General features: G+C 74.2%; 17 protein-coding genes. 10 read left to right on the top strand and 7 right to left on the bottom strand.

From position 1 onward, the window contains the following. Positions 1–71 precede the first annotated feature (71 nt). A complete protein-coding gene (locus tag ACIG87_RS15805) occupies positions 72–1,004 on the top strand; it encodes a PfkB family carbohydrate kinase (protein WP_396851223.1) in 933 nt (310 codons plus the stop codon). Positions 1,005–1,026: 22 nt separating this feature from the next. On the opposite strand, the gene ACIG87_RS15800 is transcribed toward ACIG87_RS15805, so the two are convergent. Both ACIG87_RS15800 and ACIG87_RS15795 read right to left on the bottom strand, forming a co-directional pair. Next, the gene (locus ACIG87_RS15800; protein WP_396851222.1) at positions 1,027–1,857 is read right to left on the bottom strand and encodes an MBL fold metallo-hydrolase; all 831 of its coding nucleotides are present in this window, start codon (positions 1,855–1,857) and stop codon (positions 1,027–1,029) included. Beyond that, positions 1,854–2,258, bottom strand: coding sequence for a thioesterase family protein (locus ACIG87_RS15795; protein ID WP_396851221.1), 405 nt, complete (start codon positions 2,256–2,258; stop codon positions 1,854–1,856). Before ACIG87_RS15795 ends, ACIG87_RS15800 begins: the two co-directional genes overlap by 4 nt. Positions 2,259–2,413: 155 nt before the next feature. Here ACIG87_RS15795 and ACIG87_RS15790 point away from each other — a divergent pair, with 155 nt between their 5' ends. Further along, on the top strand, positions 2,414–3,454 hold the full coding sequence (locus tag ACIG87_RS15790; protein WP_396851220.1) for a phosphatase PAP2 family protein: 1,041 nt from the start codon (positions 2,414–2,416) through the stop codon (positions 3,452–3,454). Between the two features lie 68 nt (positions 3,455–3,522). On the opposite strand, the gene ACIG87_RS15785 is transcribed toward ACIG87_RS15790, so the two are convergent. From ACIG87_RS15785 to ACIG87_RS15775, 3 genes are read right to left on the bottom strand one after another with little or no spacing between them, the layout of a single operon-like run. Further along, on the bottom strand, positions 3,523–4,893 hold the full coding sequence (locus ACIG87_RS15785) for a PH domain-containing protein (protein WP_396851219.1): 1,371 nt from the start codon (positions 4,891–4,893) through the stop codon (positions 3,523–3,525). Continuing rightward, complete coding sequence (locus tag ACIG87_RS15780) at positions 4,890–5,408, bottom strand: PH domain-containing protein (protein ID WP_396851218.1); 519 nt, start codon at positions 5,406–5,408, stop codon at positions 4,890–4,892. Before ACIG87_RS15780 ends, ACIG87_RS15785 begins: the two co-directional genes overlap by 4 nt. Beyond that, the gene (locus ACIG87_RS15775) at positions 5,405–5,635 is read right to left on the bottom strand and encodes a hypothetical protein (protein ID WP_396851217.1); all 231 of its coding nucleotides are present in this window, start codon (positions 5,633–5,635) and stop codon (positions 5,405–5,407) included. The genes ACIG87_RS15780 and ACIG87_RS15775 overlap by 4 nt, the downstream gene beginning before the upstream one ends. Positions 5,636–5,877: 242 nt before the next feature. On the opposite strand from ACIG87_RS15775, the gene ACIG87_RS15770 reads away from it, so the two are divergent. The 7 genes from ACIG87_RS15770 (at position 5,878) to ACIG87_RS15740 (ending at position 13,111) form a co-directional block, all read left to right on the top strand. Then, positions 5,878–6,987 (top strand): AAA family ATPase, encoded by a 1,110-nt coding sequence (locus ACIG87_RS15770; RefSeq protein WP_396851216.1) that lies wholly within the window; start codon positions 5,878–5,880, stop codon positions 6,985–6,987. Continuing rightward, positions 6,966–7,973 (top strand): DUF58 domain-containing protein, encoded by a 1,008-nt coding sequence (locus ACIG87_RS15765; RefSeq protein ID WP_396851320.1) that lies wholly within the window; start codon positions 6,966–6,968, stop codon positions 7,971–7,973. The genes ACIG87_RS15770 and ACIG87_RS15765 overlap by 22 nt, the downstream gene beginning before the upstream one ends. After that, complete coding sequence (locus tag ACIG87_RS15760; protein WP_396851215.1) at positions 7,970–8,920, top strand: VWA domain-containing protein; 951 nt, start codon at positions 7,970–7,972, stop codon at positions 8,918–8,920. The genes ACIG87_RS15765 and ACIG87_RS15760 overlap by 4 nt, the downstream gene beginning before the upstream one ends. A 749-nt stretch (positions 8,921–9,669) precedes the next feature. Further along, positions 9,670–10,374, top strand: coding sequence for a 3-oxoacyl-ACP reductase FabG (fabG, locus tag ACIG87_RS15755; protein WP_396851214.1), 705 nt, complete (start codon positions 9,670–9,672; stop codon positions 10,372–10,374). Between the two features lie 23 nt (positions 10,375–10,397). Beyond that, entirely contained in the window at positions 10,398–11,165 is a 768-nt protein-coding gene (gene fabI, locus ACIG87_RS15750; protein WP_396851213.1) for an enoyl-ACP reductase FabI, read from the top strand. Positions 11,166–11,260: 95 nt separating this feature from the next. After that, complete coding sequence (locus tag ACIG87_RS15745) at positions 11,261–12,292, top strand: ferrochelatase (protein ID WP_396851212.1); 1,032 nt, start codon at positions 11,261–11,263, stop codon at positions 12,290–12,292. Positions 12,293–12,331: 39 nt separating this feature from the next. Continuing rightward, entirely contained in the window at positions 12,332–13,111 is a 780-nt protein-coding gene (locus ACIG87_RS15740; protein WP_396851211.1) for an HAD-IIA family hydrolase, read from the top strand. A 23-nt stretch (positions 13,112–13,134) separates the two neighbouring features. Here ACIG87_RS15740 and ACIG87_RS15735 read toward each other — a convergent pair whose 3' ends face one another. Beyond that, a complete protein-coding gene (locus ACIG87_RS15735) occupies positions 13,135–13,929 on the bottom strand; it encodes a hypothetical protein (protein ID WP_396851210.1) in 795 nt (264 codons plus the stop codon). A 301-nt stretch (positions 13,930–14,230) separates the two neighbouring features. Between ACIG87_RS15735 and ACIG87_RS15730 the strand changes: the two genes are divergently transcribed. Continuing rightward, on the top strand, positions 14,231–15,043 hold the full coding sequence (locus ACIG87_RS15730; RefSeq protein ID WP_396851209.1) for a DUF3097 domain-containing protein: 813 nt from the start codon (positions 14,231–14,233) through the stop codon (positions 15,041–15,043). A 202-nt stretch (positions 15,044–15,245) separates the two neighbouring features. Here ACIG87_RS15730 and ACIG87_RS15725 read toward each other — a convergent pair whose 3' ends face one another. Then, positions 15,246–16,559: a serine hydrolase domain-containing protein gene (locus tag ACIG87_RS15725; protein WP_396851208.1), complete on the bottom strand. Its 1,314-nt coding sequence runs from the start codon at positions 16,557–16,559 to the stop codon at positions 15,246–15,248. Positions 16,560–16,620: the final 61 nt, after the last annotated feature.

The raw sequence follows: 16,620 nt of genomic DNA, 5'->3' as shown, positions 1-16,620 counted from the left end.
CCGGCCGGCCCCGATCGGCGTGGGCCGTTGTGCCAGCCTGGTACCCGGACGACGACGCGCTGGGAGGCGACGTGGGATACGCGGTGGTGCTCGGTGAGGCGCTGATCGACCTGCTGGACGCCGAGTGCGAGGGCCGGCCGGTGTTCCGCCAGGCGATCGGCGGTGGCCCGCTCAACGTCGCCGTCGGGGTGTCCCGGCTCGGCGGCACGGCCCAGTTCGTCGGCTCTCTCGGCGACGACGTGCTCGCCGGTCGGATCCGCGACTTCCTGGCCGCCGCCGGGGTCGGGCTGGCCGGGGCGGTCACCGTGCCGGCGCCCACCACGCTGGCGGTGACCACGCACACCGACGCCGAGCCCGACTTCCGGTTCTACGGTGACCCGCCGTCGTACGGCCTGCTCACCGCCGACGACCTGGACGTGGCGCTGGTCGAGGGTGCGGACGTGCTCTACTGCGGCTCGATCGTGCTGCTGAGCCCGCCGACGCTCGCCGCCGCCCGACGGGCCTGGTCGCTCGCGCCCGGACTGCGGGTCTTCGACCCCAACGTCCGGCCCCGCCTGCTGACCGGGCCGGGGGAGCTGGCCGGCCTGCGGCAGGTGGTGGTGGAGTTCGCCGCCGGGGCGCACCTGGTGAAGCTCAGCGGCGCCGACGCCGCGCTGCTCTGGCCCGACGAGCCGGTCGCGGGCGTCGCGGCGTACCTGCGGGAGCTGGGCGCGGGCACGGTGGTGGTGACCCTCGGCGCGGACGGCGCCCTGGTCGCCGCCGGCCCCGACCCGGTCCGGGTGCCCGCGCCGACGGTACGCGCGGTGGACGCCACCGGGGCGGGCGACTCGGTGATGGCCGCGCTCGTGGCCGACCTGCTGGTCGACGGCGAACCGACCGAGCCGGCCGACTGGCACCGGCGGGTGGCGTTCGCGCTGCGGGTCGCCGGCCTGGTCTGTGAGTCGCCCGGTGGGGCGGTCGCCATGCCGACCCGGGACGAGGTGCGCCGCCGCTTCGCCGACTGACCGCACCCCGACCGGGGCCCGGTCAGGGGGTGCCGTCGAGTTCGAGGTAACCGCGGCGGGCGGCGACGAGGCCGGGGCGGGCGCCGAACGGGGAGTCGGCGGCCACCCGCTCCGGCGGGGCGCCGGCCGTGTGCGCGGCCCGGATCAGCCAGGCCAGCTCGACCAGCCGGGCATGCTGCGCCCGGACGAACTCCGGGTCCACCGGATCGCCGTGGCCCGGCACCACCACCGTCGCGGGCGTGGTCATCCGCAGCAGGTCGGCCACCGCGTCCGGCCACTGCAACGGGTACGACTCCTCGAAGGCCGGTGGCCCGGACTGCTCCACCAGATCCCCCACGACCAGCACGTCGGCGTCCGGCACGTGCACCACCAGATCCGCGTCGGTGTGCCCGTGACCCGGGTGGCGCAGCACCACCCGGCGGCCCCCGACGTCCAGCACCGTCTCGGTGTGCACGGTGTGCGTCGGGGCCAGCAGGGTCGTCTCGGCCAGCTCGGCGGCGAGCCCGGGATGCGCCACCCGCATCTCCTCGTACGCCGCCCGACGCAGCCGCTCCGGCCGCTCCCGCAGCGCGGCGGCGGCCACCTCGTGCGCGTACACCGGGTGGGGTGGGTCGGCGGCGAGCGTCGCGTTGCCGAAGCAGTGGTCGAAGTGGTGGTGGGTGTTGACAAGCGTCCACGGGTGCGGGGTGACCGCCCGAGCCGCCGTGGCCAGCTCGGCGGCCTGCCCGGCGGTGGACAGGGTGTCCACCAGCAACGCCGCGCCGTCGCCGACCACCAGCGTGACGTTCACGTCGAGCAGCGGCTCCCGCAGCACGTGGACCCGGTCGGCGACCGGCACGAACCGGAACGTCATGACGCCCGCGCCGCCCGCTCGACGAAGCGCTGCCGGTCGACCAGCGCCCGTTCCACCCGGCCCGACGCCACCGTCGTGTCGCCGTCGGTCACCGTCACCTCGAACAGCAGCCGTCGGCCGTCGGCCTCGGCCAGCCGGGCGCGGGCCACCACCGTCCGCCCGACCGGGGTGGCGGCCAGGTGCGCCAGCTCGACCCGCACCCCGACCGTGGTCCGGCCGGCGGGCATCAGGGGTGCCGTCGCGGCCACCGTGGCCGCCTCGGCGAGGGCGAGCACCCGGGGTGTGCCCAGCACCGGCACGTCACCGGAGCCGACGGCCTGCGCGGTGTCGGCATCGGTGACGGTCAGCTCGACCTGGGCGGTCAGCCCCGGCGGGAACGGGTCGTCCGGCTGCTCCTGCATGCGATCAGCCTAGTGGGCGGGCCACCGGCGTCGGCCGGGTGACCGGTCGACCGGTCACCCGGCCCACCCGGACGCCGGGCGGCCCCCGCTTCCGGCGCCACCCGACGGGTGGTCGGCGGTGGTCGATGCGTTGCCCGCCGTTAACCTTGACCGCGATGGCCGCTGTGACTGAGCCCCCGCCCCCCGTCCCGACCGACACCGCCGGCGCGTCCGCCGGCGGACGACGCCGTGTGATCGCGATGTCGGTCTGGGGCGTCGCCTTCGTCGTGACCTGGCTGGCCATCGGCCTGCCGACCGATCCGGCGTACGCCTTCCTCTGGATCTGGGCCGGCACCATCGCCTGGAACTGGGGTCGGCCGTGGCGCAGCCACCTGCGCTTCGCCCGGGACTGGATCCCGGTGGTGCTGCTGCTCGCCGTCTACAACCTCTCCCGGGGGTTCGCCGACAACGGTCGTACCCCGCACGCCTACGAGTTGATCGTCGCCGACCGGGTGATGTTCGGCTGGGCCACCGGGGGAGAGGTGCCGACGGTCTGGCTCCAGCAGCACCTCTACCGTCCCGAGGTGCACTGGTGGGACGTGCTGGTCAGCTGGGTCTACTTCTCCCACTTCGTGGTGACGCTGGCCGCCGCCGCCGTGCTCTGGCTGCGCAGCCGCGAGCGCTGGGGGGCGTACATGCGGCGCTGGGGGTTCCTCTGCGCGGCCGGTCTGGTCACCTACTTCGTCTACCCGGCCGCCCCGCCGTGGTGGGCGGCGCAGAACGGCCTGCTCACCGAGGTCGCCCGGATCTCCACCCGGGGCTGGAAGGAGTTCGGCATGCACGGCGCGGGCAACCTGCTCAACGCCGGGCAGATCGCCGCCAACCCGGTCGCCGCGATGCCCTCGCTGCACACCGCCTGGGCCCTGTTCGTGGTGTTGTTCTTCCTGCGGGCGACCCGCAAGCGGTGGTGGCCACTGCTGCTGTCCTACCCGCTGGCGATGACCTTCACCCTGGTCTACAGCGGTGAGCACTACGTCATCGACGTGCTGGTCGGCTGGGCGTACGTGGGGATGACGTTCCTGGTCGTCGGCCTCGCCGAACGGGCCTGGCGGGCCCGGCGCGCCGCGCCCGGTGGAGACCCGCCATCCGTCGCTGCCGCGGCCGACGACCCGCCGGTGCCCGTCGCCGTCGTTCGGACGGAGACCGCCCGGCACTGAACCGGGGCTGCTCCGGCACTGCTCCGCCGATCGTGACGGTCGTCAGGGTCGTCCGGGGACGGTGCGGGTCAGCGGGCGCGGCGAACGGCGTGTACCCGCGCGGTCAGCTCCGCGGCGAGCGCCCACGCCTCCGCCAGGTCGCGGTGGTACGCGGCGGCACCCGACCCACCGGCGGTGTCGACGTGCACCGTGGCCAGCCGCAGCCGGCGCTGTGTCGGCCCCTGCACCACCCGCACGCTCTGGATCCGGGCGTACGGCACCAGCGCCAACTGCCGGGTGAGCAGGCCGGACCGGACGGCGAAGACCCGCTCGTGCAGCCCGGCGCCGAGCATCCGGGCGCTGAGCGGTCGCAGCCAGCGGGCCCGGCTCGGCGGCGGGGTCAACGGCAGCGCGGTCAGCCGCACCCCGGGCAGCACCTCGTCGACGATCATCGCGCCGACGGTCGGGTCACCGACGGGGAGCAGCCGGTCGGGGCGGGTGCGGTCGTCCGCCTCGCCGCTGGAGTAGCCGGCGACCTCCAGCCGCAGCCGCAGCCAGCCCTTCATCCGCCAGAGCAGCGGCCAGGTCACCCCGACGGTCTGCACCCGCTCCAGCGGCACGGTCTGCACCCGGGTCTCCAGCAGGCCGTTGTGGATGCGCAGCCGGCCGGGCTCGCGGGCCAGCCGGAAGTTCCAGTCGTCGAGGACCCGCCGGACCGGTTGCAGCAGCACGCCGGCCATCGCGGTGAGGGTGCTGGCGACCGCGATGAACGACCAGGAGCCCTCGGAGAGGAACTGCGCCACCACGAAGGCCACCCCGAACGGGAGCAGGAACGCCTGCGGGGTGAGCAACTGGCTGACCAGCAGGTCGGTGTTCGTCACCGCGTGCAGGGGCCGGCCCGCCGGTTCCCGGTCGGCCGAGGTGGCCGTCGCGGCGGCGGCTCCCACCTCCGCGACGCCGTTCGGCTGCGGCGTCGCGCCCACGGTCTCCTGGTCGGGCATGCCGGCGGCGACGGTGAGCAGCCGCTGCCGCAGCCGCGCTGCGTCGGCGACCGAGAGGTACGCCAGCGGCGCCTCGGTCTTGCCGCCGCCGACCACCTCCAGGCGCAGCTCGGCCAGGCCGGTGAGCTGCGCCAACAGGGGGCGGACCACCTCCACGGCCTGCAGCCGTTCCAGCGGGATCGCCCGGGTGCGCCGCCACAACAGCCCCTCGTGCACCCGTAGTTCCCGCCCGACGAGGTGGTAGCCGGTGTTGTACCAGCTGACCACCGCCAGCACGGTCGCGCCCAGGGCGAGCACCGCCACCAGCACGGCGAACCAGCCGAAGCCGACCCGGGACAGCGTCGACCAGGAGAGGCCGGCGATCACCACGACCAGGGACTTCGCCCCCTGCAACACCGGGCTCAGCGGGTGCAGCCGCTGCCGTGGCTCGACACCACCCGATAGCGCCGGAGTGGTCACAGCCCCTCCGCCCGGTCCTCACCGAGGGCGGTGAGCCGGTCGCGCAGTCGGGACGCCTCGGCCGGCCGCAGGCCGGGCACCCGGGCGTCGGTGGCCGCCGCGGCGGTGTGCAGTTGCACGGTGGCCAGGTCGAAGGCGCGTTCCAGCGGGCCGGCGCTGACGTCGACGAACTGCATCCGCGAGTACGGCACGATGGACAGCCGGCGGACCAGCAGTCCGTGCCGGACCAGCAGGTCGTCGGCGCGTTCGGCGTACCCCCAGGCGTGGACGGCCCGGACGATCGTCACCGCCCGCCACCCGCCGCCGAGCAGCACCACGGCGCAGCCCACGCCGAACAGCCAGTGCCCGTGCAACGCCCAGCCCAGCGCCAGCCCGACCAGCAGCACCGCCAGGCCCAGCGCCAGGCGCAGCAGCTCCACCCAGATCAGCTCGGCCGAGATCGGCTGCCAGCGGACGGTGTCCGGCCAGGGCTCCAGGGCGCTCACCGGGGACTGGGGTGGCTCGGCAGCGTTCACGCTTCGAGGGTATGTGATCCGGGGAGCGCGGCGACCTCCCGGAGGAACCCGCGAGCGTCGAGAAATTCGCCGAGGCTGCGCCGGTGGGCCGGGCAGGCGAGCCAGGTCTTGCGCCGGTCGGGGTCGTGCAGGCGGGGATTGTTCCAGCGCAGCGCCCAGACGGCGGGCATGCGGCACCCCCGGGACGAACAGACGGGAGCCTCGTCGGCGGGGGTGGGATTGGTCACCAGGGGAGTGTAGGCACTCCCGGGACCGATGATGTGAGCGCCGGGCGGCCACGGGGGGAGCCGCCCGGCGACGGGGTGAATCGTACACGTGGCAGACCCCTCCGTGTCCACCCTCGTTCAGCGATTCGGCGATCCGGACGGCGGGCCGGAAATCGGGTTCTCCCCACCTCGGCTCTCAGCCGGGCATGCGAGTCTTGTTACCGCACCACGCCACGACGACCCGATCATGCTGTGGAGGACCGGTGGCCCAGCCGACCACGCCCGACGCCCCGACCCCGAACGGGACGGCCCCCGAGACACCCATGGCGGTGACCACCCCCGCCCAGGACGCCACCCTGCTGGAGCGGGCGCTGTTCGAGATCAAAAGGGTGATCGTCGGGCAGGACCGGATGGTGGAGCGGATGTTCGTGGCGCTCCTGGCCCGGGGGCACTGCCTGCTGGAGGGCGTACCGGGGGTGGCCAAGACCCTCGCGGTGGAGACCCTGGCCCGGGTGGTGGGCGGCGAGTTCGCCCGGGTGCAGTTCACCCCGGACCTGGTGCCGGCCGACATCATGGGCACCCGGATCTACCGGCAGTCGAGTGAGAAGTTCGACGTCGAGCTGGGTCCGGTGTTCGTCAACTTCCTGCTCGCCGACGAGATCAACCGGGCCCCGGCCAAGGTGCAGTCGGCGCTGCTGGAGGTGATGAGCGAACGGCAGGTCTCCATCGGCGGCCAGACCCACCGGGTGCCCGAGCCGTTCCTGGTGATGGCCACCCAGAACCCGATCGAGCAGGAGGGCGTCTACCCGTTGCCGGAGGCGCAGCGGGACCGTTTCCTGATGAAGATCGTCGTCGGCTACCCCACCGACGCGGAGGAGCGGGAGATCGTCTACCGGATGGGGGTCGCCGCGCCCGAGCCGGCGCAGGTCTTCACCGCCACCGACCTGCTCGCCCTGCAACGCAAGGCCGACCAGGTCTTCGTGCACAACGCCCTGGTCGACTACGCCGTCCGGCTGGTGCTGGCCACCCGCAGCCCCGCCGAGCACGGCATGCCGGACGTGGCCCGGCTGATCCAGTACGGCGCCAGCCCGCGCGCCTCACTCGGCCTGATCCGGGCCACCCGGGCGCTGGCCCTGCTGCGGGGCCGGGACTACGCGCTGCCGCAGGACGTCCAGGACGTCGCGCCGGACATCCTGCGCCACCGGCTGGTGCTGAGCTATGACGCGCTCGCCGACGACGTGCCCGCCGACCACGTGGTGCACCGGGTGATGTCGACCATTCCACTGCCGTCGGTGGCACCCCGGCAGCAGGCGTCCGCGCCGCCGCCGGTCAGCGGACCGCCGGCCGCCGGCTGGCCCGGGCAGCACCCGTGACCACACCGGTACGCCCGGCCGAGGCCGGTGGGGAGCGGACCGAGGCGGTGCTGTCCCGGCTGCAACTACTGGTCACCCGCAAACTCGACGGGCTGCTCCAGGGCGACTACGCGGGACTGTTGCCCGGCCCTGGCAGTGAGGCGGGCGAGTCCCGGGAGTACCGCCCCGGCGACGACGTACGCCGGATGGACTGGCCGGTCACCGCCCGTACCACCACGCCGCACGTGCGGCGTACGGTGGCCGACCGGGAGCTGGAGACCTGGCTGGCGGTGGACCTCTCGGCGAGCCTGGACTTCGGCACCGGCCGGTGGCTCAAGCGGGACGTGGTGGTCGCCGCGACCGCCGCGCTGACCCACCTGACCGTGCGCGGGGGCAACCGGATCGGCGCGGTGATCGGCACCGGGGCGGCACCGCCGCCCGCGCCCGCCCGGCGGTGGCGGTCCGCGCCGCCACCGCCGAGCGGGCCGGGGGTGCTGACCCGGGTGCCGGCCCGCTCCGGCCGGCGGGAGGCGCAGGCGCTGCTGCGCGCGGTGGCGCACACCCCGTTGCGACCCGGTCGCGGCGACCTGGGCGCGCTGGTGGACCTGCTCAACCGGCCGCCGCGCCGGCGTGGCCTGGCCGTGGTCATCTCGGACTTCCTCGCACCGCCCGAGCAGTGGGGCCGTCCGCTGCGTAAGCTGCGGGTCCGACACGACGTGCTGGCGATCGAGGTGGTCGACCCGCGCGAGCTGGAGCTGCCCGACGTGGGGGTGCTGCCGGTGGTGGACCCGGAGACCGGGGAACTGCACGAGGTGCAGACCGCCGACCCGCGCCTGCGCCGCCGGTACGCCGAGGCGGCTGCCGCCCAGCGCGGCGCGATCGCCGCCGAGCTGCGCGCCGCCGGTGCCGGGCATCTGCTGTTGCGAACCGACCGAGACTGGCTGCTGGACATGGTGCGATTCGTGGCCGCGCAGCGGCACGCCCGCACCCGGGGGACGACGCGATGATCCGTTTCATGCAACCGTGGTGGCTGCTGACTCTGCTGCCGGTGCTCGCCCTGGCCGCGTTCTACGTCTGGCGGCAACGCCACCGCCGGGCGTACGCGATGCGGTTCACCAACGTGGACCTGCTGCGTACCCTCGCGCCGAAGGGGCTGGGCTGGCGGCGGCATGCGGCGGCGACCGCGCTCCTGTTGGCGATGGTGGCGCTCGCCACCGGGATGGCCCGTCCGGCGATCGACACGAAGGAGCCGTTGGAGCGGGCCACCGTGATGCTCGCCATCGACGTGTCGTTGTCGATGCAGGCCGACGACGTGTCACCGAACCGGTTGGAGGCCGCGCAGGAGGCGGCGAAGCAGTTCGTCGGTGAGCTGCCGGCCAGCTACAACCTGGGGTTGGTCTCCTTCGCCAAGGCGGCGAACGTGCTGGTGGCCCCCACCAAGGACCGGGCTGCGGTGACCGCCGCGATCGACGGGCTGACCCTGGCCGAGTCGACCGCCACCGGCGAGGCGGTCTTCACCTGCCTGGAGGCGGTCCGGTCGGTGCCGTCGGACGGCGCGGCCGGCATTCCACCGGCCCGGATCGTGCTGCTCTCCGACGGGTTCCGCACCTCGGGCCGGTCGGTGGAGGAGGCCGCGGCGGCGGCGCAGGCGGCGAACGTGCCGGTCTCCACCATCGCGTTCGGCACCGACTCCGGGCAGGTGGACATCGGCGGTCAGTTGCAGCGGGTGCCGGTGGACCGGTTGGCGCTGGCCCAGCTCGCCGAGACCACCGAGGGTCACTTCTACGAGGCGGCCTCGGTCGCCGAGCTGAAGCAGGTCTACCAGGACATGGGCTCGTCGATCGGGTTCCGCACCGAGCCGCGCGAGATCACCCAGTGGTACGCGGGGGTAGCGCTGCTGCTGGCGCTCTGTGCGGGCGGGCTGAGCCTGCTGTGGACGTCCCGGATGCTGTGACGCGGGCCGGGCGCTCTGGTGGCGCGTCCGGCCGGTGCGGATCGGCGTCCGGTCTGGTGGCCGTGGACCGGCCGGCGGGCCGGACGCCGTGGGGCTGGTGGCCGGGTGGTGGGCCGGTGGTGGTCAGTGACCGCCGCCGGCCAGCACGAACACGACGGCCACCCAGACGGCGGCGAGGGTGAAGCTCAGTGGGGCGACGTAGCGGCTCATGAACGGCTCCGGTGGCGACTGGACGGTCCGCAGGGCGGGCCGCAGGGGTTGGTCAGGGCGCGCACACGAAGTCGTGACCGGGCGGCTCCACCGCGGGGCGTCCCGGCGCGGGACGGCATCCGCCGATCTCCCCAGCCGGTGGGCCGAGGGTGGACGGTGCGGGGAGCGGGAGCTGGGTCAGCTCAACCGACTGAGTCGTGGCTCAGCGGGGCTGACGGAGGGCCCGGCCACGACTGGGAGGATCGCTATCTCGCACAGCGATCACCTCCTGCGGTCGGCGGGGCCCGGAAACGCGAGTCGCCTTCGGCTCGCGGACGACGTTGATCGTACAACGAGGACGGCGGGGAGGCGTACTCGGCCGGCCGGTCCCGCGTCTGTCGGATGGTCGGCCCTGCGGGGCGTCATCCCGCGGCGGTTGTCACCAGCAGGTGCGGATGCCGCCCCGTCGCGACGGGGCGTCGGTGGCGGGCCGTTAGCGGTTACCTGCTGGTAACGCCTAGGCTCCGACCGGAATGATCAGCGGAACCGAAGGGGGACCCGTGGCCCGTACCGTGCTGGTGACCGGCGGCAACCGGGGGATCGGACTGGCCATCGCGCAGGCCTTCGCCAAACAGGGCGACCGGGTGGCGGTCACCCACCGCAGCGGTGACGCGCCCGACGGGCTGTTCGGGGTCCGGTGCGACGTCACCGACGCCGCCTCCGTCGACGCCGCCTTCGCCGCGGTCGAGGCCGAGCTGGGGGCGGTCGAGGTGCTGGTCGCCAACGCCGGCATCACCGACGACACGCTGCTGATGCGGATGTCCGAGGAGCAGTTCACCGGGGTGCTCGACACCAACCTGACCGGCGCTTTCCGCTGCGCCAAGCGGGCCTCGTCCAAGATGCTCCGGGCCAAGTGGGGTCGGATGATCTTCATCTCCTCGGTGATCGGGCTCTACGGCGGCGTCGGCCAGGTCAACTACGCCGCCAGCAAGGCCGGCCTGGTCGGGGTGGCCCGCTCGATCACCCGCGAGCTGGGCAGCCGCAACATCACCGCGAACGTGGTCGCCCCGGGCTTCATCGACACCGAGATGACGGCCAAGCTGCCCGAGGAGCGCCGCACCGAGTACCGCAAGGTCATCCCCGCCGGCCGGTTCGCCGCACCGGACGAGGTCGCCGGGGTGGTCACCTGGCTCGCCTCGGACGCCTCCGGATACATCTCCGGCGCTGTCATCCCGGTCGACGGCGGCCTCGGCATGGGCCACTGAGAACGTACGGAGGAAGCCAACACATGTCAGGACTGCTCGCCGGTAAGCGGCTGCTGGTCACCGGCGTCATCACCGACGCCTCGATCGCCTTCTCGGTGGCGAAGCTCGCCCAGGAGAACGGCGCCCAGGTCGTGCTCACCGGCTACGGCCGGCTCTCACTGGTCGAGCGGATCGCCCGGCGGCTGCCCCAGCCGGCCCCGATCATCGAACTGGACGTGACCAGCCCGGAGCAACTCGCCGGCCTGGCCGACCAGGTCCGTGAGCACGTCGACGGCCTCGACGGCGTGGTCCACTCGATCGGCTTCGCCCCGCAGAGCTGCCTCGGTGGCGGCTTCCTCGACGCCCCCTGGGAGGACGTGGCGACCGCGTTGCAGGTCTCCACGTTCTCCTACAAGTCGCTGGCCATGGCCGCGCTGCCGCTGATGTCGCCGGGTGGCTCGGTGGTCGGGCTCACCTTCGACGCCACCAAGGCCTGGCCGGTCTACGACTGGATGGGCGTGGCCAAGGCCGGCCTGGAGTCCGCCTCCCGCTACCTCGCGCTGCACCTGGGCAAGCAGGGCATCCGCAGCAACCTGGTGGCGGCCGGGCCCCTGCGCACCATGGCCGCGAAGTCCATCCCCGGCTTCGAGCAGTTCGAGACGGCGTGGGCGGAGCGGGCCCCGCTCGGCTGGAACCTCACCGACCAGGAGCCGGCGGCCCGCGCCTGCCTCGCGCTGATGTCGGACTGGTTCCCGGCCACCACCGGCGAGATCGTCCACGTCGACGGCGGCTACCACGCCCTCGGCGCCTGAGCCGCGCGAAGGGGCCCCACGTCGGGGCCCCTTCGTCACGCCCGGGACCAGGGGGCGTCGTCGGACCGTCCCTACGCGCGGGGGAGAATGACCCCATGGCGTACGACGCATTGGTGCTGGTCTCCTTCGGCGGCCCGGAGCGGCCCGAGGACGTGCTGCCCTTCCTCCAGAACGTGACCCGGGGGCGGGGGGTGCCGCCCGAGCGGCTGGCCGAGGTCGCCGAGCACTACCTGCACTTCGGCGGGGTCTCCCCGATCAACCAGCAGTGCCGTGAGCTGCTCGCCGCGATCCGGGCGGACTTCGCCGCCCACGGCGTCGACCTGCCGGTCTACTGGGGCAACCGGAACTGGGATCCGATGCTCGCCGACACCGTGGCCCAACTGCGCGACGACGGGGTACGGCGGGCCCTGGCCTTCGTCACCAGCGCGTACGGCGGCTACTCGTCCTGCCGGCAGTACCAGGAGGACATCGCCGCCGCCCGGTCCGCCGTCGGCCCGGACGCCCCGGTGATCGAGAAACTGCGGCAGTTCTGGGACCATCCCGGCTTCGTCGAGCCGCACGCCGACGCGGTGCGTTCGGCGCTGGCCCAGCTCGACCCGGCGCGGCGGAACACCACCCGGCTGGTCTTCACCGCGCACTCCATCCCCACCTCGGCGGCGGCCACCGCCGGCCCGCACGGCGGCCGGTACACCGCGCAGCTGGCGGAGACGGCCCGCCTGGTGCACGCCGCCGCCGCACCCGACCTGCCGTACGACCTGGTCTGGCAGAGCCGCTCCGGCCCGCCGCAGGTGCCGTGGCTGGAGCCAGACGTCAACGACCACCTGACCGCCCTCGCCGGGCAGGGCGTGACCGGTGTGGTGGTCAGCCCGATCGGGTTCGTCTCCGACCACCTGGAGGTGGTCTGGGACCTCGACACCGAGGCGTCGGCGACGGCCAAGCAGCTCGGCCTGGACTTCGTCCGGGCCGGCACCCCCGGCACCGACCCGAGGTTCGTGACCATGGTGCGTGAACTGGTGGCCGAGCGCACCACGCCCGACGGGGAGCGGCTCCGCCGTCGCCTCGGCGCGCTGCCGATGTGGGACACCTGCCCCACCCCGTGCTGCGTACCGGCCGCCCGCCGCCCCTGATGACGACCCGCCCGCTCCGACACCTCCTGGGGACGACACATGCTTGACCGCAAACCCGTGCAGAGCTGGCTGACCGACATGGACGGCGTGCTGGTGCACGAGGGCCAGCCGGTCCCTGGAGCACCGGAGTTCATCAACCGGCTCCGGTCGTCCGGCAAGCCCTTCCTGGTGCTGACCAACAACTCGATCTACACCCCGCGCGACCTCCAGGCCCGGCTCACCCGGATGGGTTTCGAGGTGCCCGAGACCGCGATCTGGACGGCGGCGCTGGCCACCGCACAGTTCCTCGCCGACCAGCGGCCGGGTGGCACCGCGTACGTGATCGGGGAGGCGGGGCTGACCACCGCGTTGCACGCGGTCGGCTACGTGCTGACCGACTTCGCCCCGGACTACGTGGTGCTGGGGGAGACCCGCACCTACAGCTTCGAGGCGATCACCAAGGCGGTCCGGCTGATCAACGACGGGGCCCGGTTCATCTGCACCAACCCGGACGTCACCGGCCCGTCCGTGGAGGGCGCGTTACCCGCCGCAGGCTCGGTCGCCGCGATGATCTCCAAGGCGACCGGGGTGGAGCCGTACTTCGTCGGCAAGCCGAACCCGATGATGATGCGCTCGGCGCTGAACACCATCAACGCGCACTCGGAGAGCACCGCGATGATCGGTGACCGAATGGACACCGACATCCTGTGCGGCCTGGAGGCGGGGTTGGAGACCATTCTGGTGCTCACCGGGATCAGCACCCGGGCCGAGACGGAGCGCTACCCGTACCGGCCGTCCCGCATCGTCGACTCGGTGCTCGACCTGATCGACGAGATCTGAGCCCCCGCCCGGGGCGGGGCGGCTCAGGGGCGTAGCGGCGCGTTGCAGGCGGCGACCAACGCCTGCCGGCAGGCGTTGGTGAGCGGACGCAGGGCGGCGTCGCGCTGTTGGGCCTCGTGGTTGTTGATCGCGCCGCCGGGCGCGCTCTCCCCGGCCAGCGCGAGCACCCGGTCGAGCACGGCGGCGCGGGCGAAGAGCCGCCGGGCGCGCGGGTCGAACCCGGGGGGCAGGTCGGTGGCGCCGTCCGGGCGACGCAACGCGGCGAGCGCCCCGGCCAGCTCGGGCCGCCACTGGGCCACGTCGAGGCGGGTCAACGCGGCGGTGGACTCGGCCAGCGCGGTGGCCAGCTCGGCTTCCGCCTCGGCCGCTCCCGGCGCGGTCAGCGACGCCTTCGGCGCGTCGGCCGGCAGCGGGTAGACCCGCCACAGCACCGTCTCCCAGGTCATCCCGGAGCCGGAGGTGTGGGTGCGTACCTCGGGGATCAACCCGAGCCCGCCGGCCACCACGGCCTCCCCGGTGAGCAGCGCGGCGCCGGCGAAGTCGCCCGGACCGGGCAGCCCGCGCGGGTCGCCCGGGGCCGGCAGCACCAGCCGGATCTCGTCGGGAGAGAGCTTGGCCAGCGCCGGCAGGGCGTCCCGCAGCGGTACGTCCCGCCAGGTGCCCGGTGCGTCGGCGACCAGGTGCTCCTCGTCGCCGGCGACCGACTCGGCGACCTCGTCGAAGGGCACCAGGCCGGCTCGCCAGGCGCGTACCCAGGCCACGAAACGGCTCGACCGGCGCGCAGCCAGGGTGGCCGCGCCCGTTGCGGGGGAGGACATGCCGAAAGGGTACGTGCTCCCCGCCGCCCCTGTCTCGACTGCCGCGTCGTCGGTCACGGGAGGGCGGGTCGGGCCGCTCCCGACCGGGTCGGGAAGGCTCCCCTGCCACCTCGGGACTGACGACCTGCCACCTCGGGATCTGCCGACGAGGGGCCTTCCCTGCCATGGCGCGGAACCCGGAACGGGCGGCGAACCCTGCACGGGCGCGGAGCCGGAAGGGGCGGGGAACCTGAACGGGCGCGGCGGGCGGGACGGGCGCGTCGGGCGGCGGTGCGGCGCGGGTGGCGTTAGCGTGCTCGACATGGCGGGGCGATACGGCGAGGACGTGCTGGCGGGCGACTGGCGGCGACGGAAGGTCACCCCCGAGGTCGACGCCGAGGTGGATCTCGTGGTGGAGGACGTCGACTCGGGGTTCTGCGGTGCGGTGGTCGGCTTCGAGTCGGGCGCGGTGGTGCTGGAGGACCGGCACGGCCGGCGACGCGTCTTCCCCCTGCTGCCGGCCGCGTTCCTGCTCGACGGGGAGCCGGTGACCCTGCGCCGGCCGGTACGCGCCCCGGTGCCCGCCGCCCGCCGACGTACCGCCTCCGGGTCGATCGCCCTGGACGACGTCCGGGCACGGGTGGCGAAGGCCAGCCGGATCTGGGTCGAGGGCGTGCACGACGCCGCCCTGGTGGAGCGGATCTGGGGCGACGACCTGCGGGTCGAGGGGGTGGTGGTGGAGCCGCTGGACGGCATCGACGCCCTCGACGCCGAGGTGCGCGCCTTCGCGCCGGGCCCCGGCCGCCGGCTCGGGGTGCTCGTCGACCACCTGGTCACCGGCTCCAAGGAGAGCCGGATCGTGGCCCGGGTGAACTCCCCGCACGTGCTGGTCACCGGCCATCCGTACGTCGACGTGTGGCAGGCGGTCAGGCCGGCCGCGCTGGGCATCCGGGCCTGGCCGGTGGTACCGCCGGGCCGGCCGTGGAAGGAGGGCGTCTGCGCGGCCCTCGGGGTGGCCGAGCCGGCCGACATGTGGCGGCGCATCCTGTCCCGGGTGGACAGCTTCGCCGACGTCGAGACCCCGCTGATCAACGCGATGGAACGGTTGATCGACTTCGTCACCGAACCCGACTGACCCGCCCTGACAGGCCCCGCCCCGACGGACAGCGCCCCGACAGGGACCGCCCCGCCCCGACAGGGACCGCCCCGACTGACCTCGCGCCGACCGAGCCCGCCAGGTCGCCGCGGCGGCCCGTCCGGCGCGCCGGTTCGGCCGCCCCGCCCGCCGGGCCGGGCTGCGCCACCGGCCCGCCAGGCCGGGCGGTGGCCCGGCCGGGTCAGGGTTCCTGGTCGGGGGTGCGGGTGAAGACGAAGGTGCCGATGTCCAGCCCCACCGCCCGGCCGGCCGGGTCGCGGAGCACGGCGAGGATCTCGCTGTCCTGCCCCTCGGAGCGGCCCCGCCAGCGGTCCGGGCCCTCGGGGGTGAACCGCAGCGTCGGGTCACCGGGGCGGCCGGCCCACAGCTCGCCGGCCGGGTCGGCCCGGACCTCGTACTCGATGCCCATCCACCACCAGCGGCCGGTCAGCTCGGCCAGGTCGGCCGGGGGCGTGGCGGTGGCCGGACGCCAGGGCTCGACCGGTGCCGGTTCGGCGTCCAGGACCAGGGTGAGCAGTTGCCGGGCCAGCCCGCCGAGGTGGCCGGTGCGGAAGCCGTACGAGTTGGCGTAGCCGACCACGGCGGTCCGGGTGGGGCGGTGCACGACCAGGGTGGCCACGTAGCCGGGCATCGATCCGCCGTGGCCCACATACACCCGGTCGCCCTCGCGGTACAGCTCCAACCCCAGGCCGTGCCCGCCGCGCCAGGAGTCCAGGTCGTTGAGCATCACCGGGGTGCACATCTCGGTGAGGGTGTCGGCCGCCAGCACCTCGGGATCGGGGTCGGCGAGGAAGCTCGCCCAGCGGGCGAGGTCGGTCACCGTCGACCAGAGTTGCCCGGCGGGGGCCATCGCCCCGGTGTCGGTGCGCGGCTCCTCCCGCAGGGTGTCGTGCCACGGGTGCACCACGTAGCCCCGCGCGTACGGCTCGGTGGGCTGGTAGGTGGTCCGCCGCATCTCCAGCGGGTCGAGGACCCGTTCGGTCAGCAGCCGCGCCCAGGGTGCCCCGGTGATCCGTTCCAACACCCCGCCGAGCAGCCCGTACGCCAGGTTGGAGTAGTGGTAGCCGCGCAGCGCCGGCTGGCCGATCTTGTCCGGGGTCAGGCCGGCGACCAGGGTGGCCAGGTCGGTGCCCTCGGTCCGCTCCCACCACGGGCCGTCGGGCTCGCGTTGCAGGCCGCTGGCGTGGCCGAGGAGTTGGCGCAGGGTGAGCCCGCCGACTGCGGTGCCCGGCAGATGCCGTTCCAGCGGGTCGTCGAGGGCGAGCCGGCCGGCGTCGCGTTCCCGCAGGATCAGCGTCGCGGTCATCGTCTTGGTGATCGAACCCAGCCGGTACTGGAGGTCGGTGTCGGGGCGGGGGTGCTCACCGGCGGTGGCCAGGTGGGCCAGCGTCCCGTCGCGCACGATCCCCAGCGCCAACGACGGCGTACGCCCGTTGGCCTGGGCCTGTGCCACGACGGTGTCGATCCGGCGGACGGTTTCGGACAGCAGGGTCACCATCGTCTCCTTTGCGGCGGTCGGTACGGGTCCGACCTGAGCCTACTGATCATCAGAAGTG

The sequence above is a fragment of the Micromonospora sp. NPDC051925 genome (assembly GCF_044548625.1).
GTDB lineage: Bacteria > Actinomycetota > Actinomycetes > Mycobacteriales > Micromonosporaceae > Micromonospora.
The sequence above is the reverse complement of the archived record's forward strand: the minus strand, read 5'-3'. Positions and strand labels throughout refer to the sequence as shown.